A 6929-nucleotide genomic window follows, 5' to 3' on the forward strand; every position below is an offset into this window, starting at 1 on the left:
CTCGGAGGGGGTCGCCGTCAGCGACCACGGGGTCGCGTCGAGAACGCGGTCGACGTGACCGGCGTCGACGCAGTCGACCGGAGTTCCGTCGACCGCGTAGCCGAGTTCGTGGTCGCTGACGGCGACCCCCTCCGAGAGCGTCCGCCCGGTCGACGACTGGTCGGCCGTCGGCGCGACGGTCACCACGTCGTAGTCGGCCGAGAGCGCGTCCTGCATGGCGCGGAGCCCGACGGCGTCGATACCGTCGTCGTTCGTCAACAGGATTCGGTCGACGCGCATACCGATACGACGGGCGGTTCGGGCAAAAGCCCACCGACGCTCCGCCGACGACGGCGCTCCGAACTGCCCAGACACGGCGACGAGCGAAGGAAAGGCACAGGTACCGCGGCGTCCACCGACCGGTATGGGATTCGGCGACACGGCGAAGAAGATCCAGACGCTCGCAGACAAGGCCGAGCGCACGTACCAGAAAATAAACGAACTCAGGACGGAGGTCGAACAGACCCAGTCGACCGTGCTCGACACCTCGGAGCGCGTACAGCGGCTCGAAAACGAGATGGCCGAACAGCGGGCGGTCCTCGACGCCGTCGCCCGGGAGGTCGGCGTCGACCTAGAGAGCGTGAGCACGGAAGCGCACATCACGGACGCGGAGGCGGCCGCCGAATCCGGCGACGGCCCGGGTGACGGCGACCTGGGTGACGGCGACGCGACCGACGGACCGGGCGGCGACGCGGCCGAGTAGTTCGCGGTCAGTCGGTGGAGTCCGCCCGCGAGACGACCTCCGCCGGAACGCCTGCGACCGTCGCGTTCGGCGGAACGTCCTCGGCGACGAGCGAGTTGGCCGCGACGCGGGCACCCGCGCCGACCGTGACGCCGGGGAGAACGACCGCGCCGGCTCCGATCATCGCCCGCTCCTCGACGACGACGTCGCCGAGGCGGTACTCGTCGCGGAGGAACTCGTGGCACAGCAGCGTCGCGTCGTAGCCGATGATCGCGTCGTCGCCGACGGCGATCCGCTCGGGCCAGAACACGTCCGGGGTCGACTCCAGCCCCCACGCGACGCCGACGCCGACCGTGACGCCGATCCGCCGCAGCAGCCAGTTCTTCAGCCGCAGGCTCGGGCAGACCCGCGCGAGCACGATGACGACGTAGTTGCGGACGACGACGAGCGGCGACTTCGCGTCCGGCCACGACCACAGCGAGTTGCGCGGTCCGGGCGTCGGGCGCCGGTCCAACCGGTCGTTGCGGGAGCCGTCATCCGCCGCCGCGCCGCCGTCCTCGTGAGTCACGAGAGACCGTTCGGACGCCGTGGGTAAAAGGATCGCCGACGCGAGGACTCACGTCGGATACCGGAACCAGCGCCCCTGCGACCCGACGAGGGCCCACGACCGGCCGAGACGGACGCCCTACTCCAGCAGCTCGTTCATGTGTTCGATCCGGCGCTCGACGAGGTCGGCCTTCCCGACGTCGTGACGGATCCGGAGCCCGTCGCCGGCGGCCGAGAGCCCCGCCTCGGCCTGTCGCTCCGCGGCGGCGATGGAGTCGCCGCGGCCGACGACCGCGAACGACCGCGAGGTGGTCGTGTACAGCCCGTCGTCGCGCTCGTCGACGCTGGCGTAGTAGAGGAGCGCGTCGCCGACGCTCTCCTCGTCGACGGCGATCGCCGCGCCCGCGTCGGGGTCGACCGGGTAGCCGTCCGGCACGGCGTACTTACAGACGGTCGCCTCGCCGGAGAAGGCCAGTTCGGGGAGCGGGTCACCGTCGCGCGCCGCCGTGAGCACGTCGAGGAAGGGCGTCTCCAGGACGGGGAGCGTGTTCATCGCCTCCGGGTCGCCGAACCGCGCGTTGAACTCGACGACCTTCGGCCCCTCGTCGGTGAGCATGAACTGGCCGTAGAGGACGCCCTTGTAGTCGGGGAGCGCGTCGACGACCGCCGCCAGCACGTCGACGGCGGCCTCGTAGTCGCCCTCGGCCATGAACGGAAGCGAGAGCCCCGTGTCGGTGTACGACCCCATCCCGCCCGTGTTCGGCCCCTCGTCGCCCTCGTAGGCGCGCTTGTGGTCCTGGACAGCCGGCGTCGTCCGGAGGTCGCCGTTCGCGACGAACGCCTGGACCGTGAACTCCTCGCCGACGAGGCGCTCCTCCAACACGACGCGCTCGTAGTCCGAGTCGCGAAGGTACTCTTTGGCCCCCTCCGCGGTCACCTGATCGCCGATCACCTTCACCCCCTTTCCGCCCGTGAGCCCGGCCGGCTTGACCGCCAGGTCGCCGTCGTACGCGTCGATGTAGTCGCAGGCGGCGTCGATGTCGTCGAACACCGCGTAGTCGGGGTAGCCGGGGATCGCGTTCTCCTCCATGAACTCGCGCTGGTACGCCTTGTCCGTCTCCAGCCGCGCCTCCTCGGCCCGCGGGCCGAACGCGTAGACGCCGGTGTCGTCGAGCGCGTCGGCGACGCCCGCCGCCAGCGACGATTCAGGGCCGATCACCGCGAGGTCGGCGTCCACGTCGGTCGCGTAGTTCGCGACGGCCTCGGCGTCGGTCTCGTCGATCGTCTCGAACCCCTCCGCGACCCTGCGGATACCCGGATTCCGGTTGCTCGCGCAGGCGTACAGCGCGCAGTCGTCGGCGACCGCGCGCCCGATCGCGTGTTCGCGTCCGCCGCCCCCCACCAGCAGTACGGTCTCGGTCATGTCCGACGGGTGAGTGCACGGTAGTGTAAACGTTACTCTCTCAGGGCGACGAGATATTCATAGTCGTGGATCGCCCGTGGGGGCGGATCCCGAACCCGCGGCTCGTGTGACGGCTTTTTGCCTCGCCGGGGCGAACCGGGCGTATGACACAGCCGACGTCGCGGAACCGCCTCGACGAGGAGGCGAGTCCGTACCTCCAGCAGCACGCCGACAACCCGGTCAACTGGCAGCCGTGGGGGGACGACGCGTTCGAGCGCGCCCGCGAGCACGACGTCCCCGTGTTCGTCTCCATCGGCTACTCTTCCTGTCACTGGTGTCACGTGATGGCCGAGGAGAGCTTCGAGGACGAGGCGATCGCGGAGGCGCTCAACGAGGAGTTCGTGCCGGTCAAGGTCGACCGCGAGGAGCGCCCGGACGTGGACAGCACGTTCATGACCGTCTCCCAGCTCGTCACGGGCGGCGGCGGCTGGCCGCTCTCCGCGTGGTGCACGCCCGAGGGGAAGCCGTTCTACGTCGGGACCTACTTCCCGCCCGAGCCCCGCCGGAACCAGCCGGGGTTCCGCGACCTCTGTGAGCGCATCGCCGACTCGTGGGCGGACCCGGAACAGCGCGAGGAGATGAAGCGCCGCGCCGAGCAGTGGACGACGAGCGCCCGCGACGAGCTGGAGTCGGTCCCGGACGCGGGAACCGGGCCCGACGCGGACGACCCTCCCGGCACCGACCTCCTCGACGAGGCGGCCGCCGCGGCGATCCGCGGCTACGACGACGAGTACGGCGGGTTCGGGAGCGGCGGCGCGAAGTTCCCGATGCCCGGCCGGATCGATCTCCTCATGCGCGCCTACGCCCGGAGCGGTCGGGACGCCGCGCTCACGGCCGCGACCGGCACCCTCGACGGGATGGCCCGCGGCGGGATGTACGACCAGATCGGCGGCGGCTTCCACCGGTACGCGACCGACCGGCAGTGGACGGTCCCGCACTTCGAGAAGATGCTGTACGACAACGCGGAGCTCCCCTTGGTGTACCTCAACGGGTACCGGCTGACGGGTGACCCCGCCTACGCCCGCGTCGCGAGCGAGACGCTCGGCTTCCTCGACCGGGAGCTCCGCCACGAGGGCGGCGGCTTCTTCAGCACCCTCGACGCCCGGAGCGCGCCGCCGGAGGGTCGCCGCGGAAGCACGGACGACAACGGGAGCGGCCACGCCGACGTCGAGGGCGCCTTCTACGTCTGGACGCCGGCCGAGGTCGACGCGGTCCTCGACGAGCCCGCCGCGTCGCTGGCGAAGGCCCGGTACGGGATCGAGTCGGGCGGGAACTTCGAGCGCGGCACGACGGTGCCGACGGTCGCGGCGTCGGTCGCGGAGCTCGCCGAGGAGCACGACCTCGCCGTCGACGAGGTCCGCGAGCGCCTGACCGAGGCCCGCGTCGCGCTGTTCGAGGCGCGGGAGTCGCGCCCGCGGCCCGCCCGCGACGAGAAGGTGCTCGCCGCGTGGAACGGCCGCGCGATCTCCGCGTTCGCGAGCGCGGCCGGCGCCCTCGGCGAGGGGTACGCCGCGATCGCCCGTGAGGCGCTCGACTTCTGCCGCGACCGCCTCTACGACGCCGACACCGGGGACCTCGCGCGCCGGTGGCTCGACGGCGACGTCCGCGGACCGGGGTACCTCGACGACCACGCGTTCCTCGCGCGCGGCGCGCTCGACGTCTACGCCGCCACCGGCGACCCGGAGCCGCTCGGGTTCGCCCTCGAACTGGCGGAGACGATCGTCGACGAGTTTCACGACGCCGACGACGGGACAATTTACTTCACGCGGGACCCGGACGAAAGCGCCGATCGGGGCGCCGACGCTCTGTTCGCCCGCCCGCAGGAGTTCACCGACCGCTCCACGCCGTCGAGCCTCGGCGTGGCGGCCGAGACGCTGGCGCTGCTCGACGGCTTCCGGACAGACCGCGAGTTCGCGGCGGCCGCGGAGGCGGTCGTGACCACTCACGCGGACCGGATCCGGGCGAGCCCGCTGGAGCACGTCTCGCTCGTGCGGGCCGCCGAGCGCGTCGAGACGGGCGGGATCGAGGCGACGATCGCCGCCGACGCGGTGCCGACCGCGTGGCGCGAGACCCTCGGCGAGCGGTACCTCCCGGGCGCGCTCGTCGCGCCGCGGCCGCCGACCGAGTCGGGGTTAGACGAGTGGCTCGACCGGCTCGGCGTGGACGAGGCGCCGCCGATCTGGGCCGGTCGGGACGCCGTCGACGGCGAACCGACCGCCTACGTCTGCGAGGGGCGGACCTGCTCGCCGCCGGAGACCGACCTCGACGCGGCGCTGGCGTGGCTGGCCGAGCGACGCTCGCGGTAACCGCGTCGTAATTATAAGCGTCCGCCGCCTCGTCCCGGACATGCACGATTTCGTCGTCGTCGGCGCCGGCCCGCCGGGCTCGCGGTTCGCCAGGCGCGCGGCCGAGGCAGGCCGCGACGTGGTCGTCTTCGAGAAGGGGACCGTCGGCGAGCCGCTGGCCTGCTCGGGGCACGTCTCCGACGACGTCTGGGAGTACGTCCCCGACGCGGCCCGCGACCGCCTCCTCCAGAACCGCGTGTACGGCGCGCGGTTCCACGTCGACGGCCCCGGCTCGACGGCGTACCCGTTTTATAAAGAACGCCCCGTCTCGAACGTCATCGACCGCGTCGGGCTCGACCGGACGCTCGCCGACTGCGCGCGCGAGGCGGGCGCCGACGTGCGCGAGGACCACACCGTCCTCGACGTCGACGAACTGGCGGACCGCGTCGCCGTCGAGGTCCGGACCCCCGAGGGCGACGTGGAGACGGTCGAGGCGCGGATGGTCGCCGGCTGCGACGGCCCGACCTCCCGCGTCCGCCGGTCGCTCGACCTTCCGGAGCCCGACGAGCTGCTCCACGGGGTGCTGGCCTTCGACGACGCGCCCGACGACGGCGACCTCGTCGACGTCCACCTCACCGCGCCGACGTTCTTCGCGTGGCGGATCCCGCGGGGCGACGCCGGCGTCGAGTACGGGCTCGCGGCGCCCCCGAGCGACGACGTCACGGCGATGTTCGACCGGCTCACCGACGCGTACGGCGCGACGACGGACCGGTTCTGCTCCGGGGCGATCCCGGTCGGGCCGCCGGACCGGGTCACGACCGACCGCGCGTTCCTGATCGGCGACGCGGCCGCGCAGACGAAGCCGTTCACCGGGGGCGGGATACTGTACGGGATGACCGCGGCCGACGTCGCCGCGGACGTGATCGATCCCGACGACCCGGCGACCCTCGCCGACTACGAGTCCGGCTGGCGCGACGAGATCGGCCGCGAGATCCTGCTCGGGAAGGGAATAAGACGGTGTTACTCGTTGCCGGAGCCGGTCCAGCGGCTCGGGCTGCGGGCGCTCTCGGGGGAGATCGGCGTCCACATGGACCGCCCGAGTTCGTTCTTCTCGCCGACCCACCTCCGACGGCTGTTCTCGCGGAGCGACCCGCCGGAGTGACCGGGAGCCGCTCCGAAAGGGGGGGCGGCGTAGAACTTCCTCAGACTCCTCCTACTCCGCGACGACCTCGGCGAACGAGACGTTCTCGCGGACGCTCGTGATCTCGACGGTCGGCTCGTCGCCCGGCTCGGAGTCGGGGACGATGACGACGTAGCCGCGCTCGATCTTCGCGATCCCGTCGCCCTTGTCGCCGAGCGTCTCGATCGTGACCTCGCGGACGTCGCCCTCGGAGACCGGCGGTCCGGCGGCCGCGTCTGCGGGAGAGGGCGCCGCGGCGGTTTCCGTCCCGTTACCGGCGACGCCCCGATCCGTCGACGACGCGCCGGCCGCGGAGCCGGTCGAGGCGGTGCCCCCGTCTCCCCCGCCTCGCGCTATCAGCGCGACGCGGTACGTTTCGCCGGGCTCGACCGTCCCGTGTTCGATCTCCGAGGCGGGGACCGCGACGACGCTGTCGCCCTCTCGCTCCTCTACTTCTCCGGTGAACAGACACGCGAGCGAATCGGTAATCTCGACCATGGGCTACGTTGCGAACACGGTAATGAAAAGCTCCCTATTTACCACTCCCGGCGCGGGAGCGGTTCGAGGGCGGATCGAGGGCGGATCGAGGGCAGTCGCGGGTCCGGGAGTCGCCGTCGACTGAATCCCGTCGAACATAAACGTTTACGCTGTTCCGAATGAATCGCCCGGCATGAGTCGAGACTACGAGTCGCTTCACGACCCGAACGCGGAGTACACGATGCGGGAGCTCTCCGC

At 71.8% G+C, this 6929-nt stretch carries 7 protein-coding genes; 3 read left to right on the forward strand and 4 right to left on the reverse strand.

From position 1 onward, the window contains the following. A partial coding sequence (locus SD626R_RS13440; RefSeq protein WP_218054137.1) for a 5'/3'-nucleotidase SurE occupies positions 1 to 279 on the reverse strand: 279 nt, incomplete at its 3' end. A 124-nt stretch (positions 280 to 403) separates the two neighbouring features. On the opposite strand from SD626R_RS13440, the gene SD626R_RS13445 reads away from it, so the two are divergent. Beyond that, positions 404 to 742, forward strand: coding sequence for a DUF5798 family protein (locus SD626R_RS13445; protein WP_092566848.1), 339 nt, complete (start codon positions 404 to 406; stop codon positions 740 to 742). Between the two features lie 7 nt (positions 743 to 749). On the opposite strand, the gene SD626R_RS13450 is transcribed toward SD626R_RS13445, so the two are convergent. Together SD626R_RS13450 and purD are read right to left on the reverse strand one after the other, a co-directional pair. Beyond that, positions 750 to 1289 carry an acyltransferase gene (locus tag SD626R_RS13450; RefSeq protein ID WP_092566849.1) on the reverse strand — a complete coding sequence of 180 codons (540 nt, stop codon included), beginning with the start codon at positions 1287 to 1289 and terminating at the stop codon, positions 750 to 752. Between the two features lie 117 nt (positions 1290 to 1406). Then, positions 1407 to 2690: a phosphoribosylamine--glycine ligase gene (purD, locus tag SD626R_RS13455; RefSeq protein WP_092566850.1), complete on the reverse strand. Its 1284-nt coding sequence runs from the start codon at positions 2688 to 2690 to the stop codon at positions 1407 to 1409. 143 nt (positions 2691 to 2833) lie between these two features. On the opposite strand from purD, the gene SD626R_RS13460 reads away from it, so the two are divergent. Together SD626R_RS13460 and SD626R_RS13465 are read left to right on the forward strand one after the other, a co-directional pair. Then, positions 2834 to 5035 (forward strand): thioredoxin domain-containing protein, encoded by a 2202-nt coding sequence (locus SD626R_RS13460; protein ID WP_092566851.1) that lies wholly within the window; start codon positions 2834 to 2836, stop codon positions 5033 to 5035. Positions 5036 to 5075: 40 nt separating this feature from the next. Next, the gene (locus tag SD626R_RS13465; protein ID WP_092566852.1) at positions 5076 to 6176 is read left to right on the forward strand and encodes a geranylgeranyl reductase family protein; all 1101 of its coding nucleotides are present in this window, start codon (positions 5076 to 5078) and stop codon (positions 6174 to 6176) included. A 51-nt stretch (positions 6177 to 6227) separates the two neighbouring features. Here SD626R_RS13465 and SD626R_RS13470 read toward each other — a convergent pair whose 3' ends face one another. Then, positions 6228 to 6692, reverse strand: a complete 465-nt coding sequence (locus SD626R_RS13470) for a TRAM domain-containing protein (protein WP_092566853.1) — start codon at positions 6690 to 6692, stop codon at positions 6228 to 6230. Positions 6693 to 6929 lie beyond the last annotated feature (237 nt).

It is taken from the genome of Halorubrum sp. SD626R, assembly GCF_001261915.1.
GTDB lineage: Archaea > Halobacteriota > Halobacteria > Halobacteriales > Haloferacaceae > Halorubrum.

Coding starts and splice junctions, on each gene's coding strand:
- SD626R_RS13470 (WP_092566853.1), bottom strand. CDS start 6,692: ATGGTCGAGATTACCGATTCGCTCGCGTGTCTGTTCACCGGAGAAGTA.
- purD (WP_092566850.1), bottom strand. CDS start 2,690: ATGACCGAGACCGTACTGCTGGTGGGGGGCGGCGGACGCGAACACGCG.
- SD626R_RS13445 (WP_092566848.1), top strand. CDS start 404: ATGGGATTCGGCGACACGGCGAAGAAGATCCAGACGCTCGCAGACAAG.
- SD626R_RS13465 (WP_092566852.1), top strand. CDS start 5,076: ATGCACGATTTCGTCGTCGTCGGCGCCGGCCCGCCGGGCTCGCGGTTC.
- SD626R_RS13460 (WP_092566851.1), top strand. CDS start 2,834: ATGACACAGCCGACGTCGCGGAACCGCCTCGACGAGGAGGCGAGTCCG.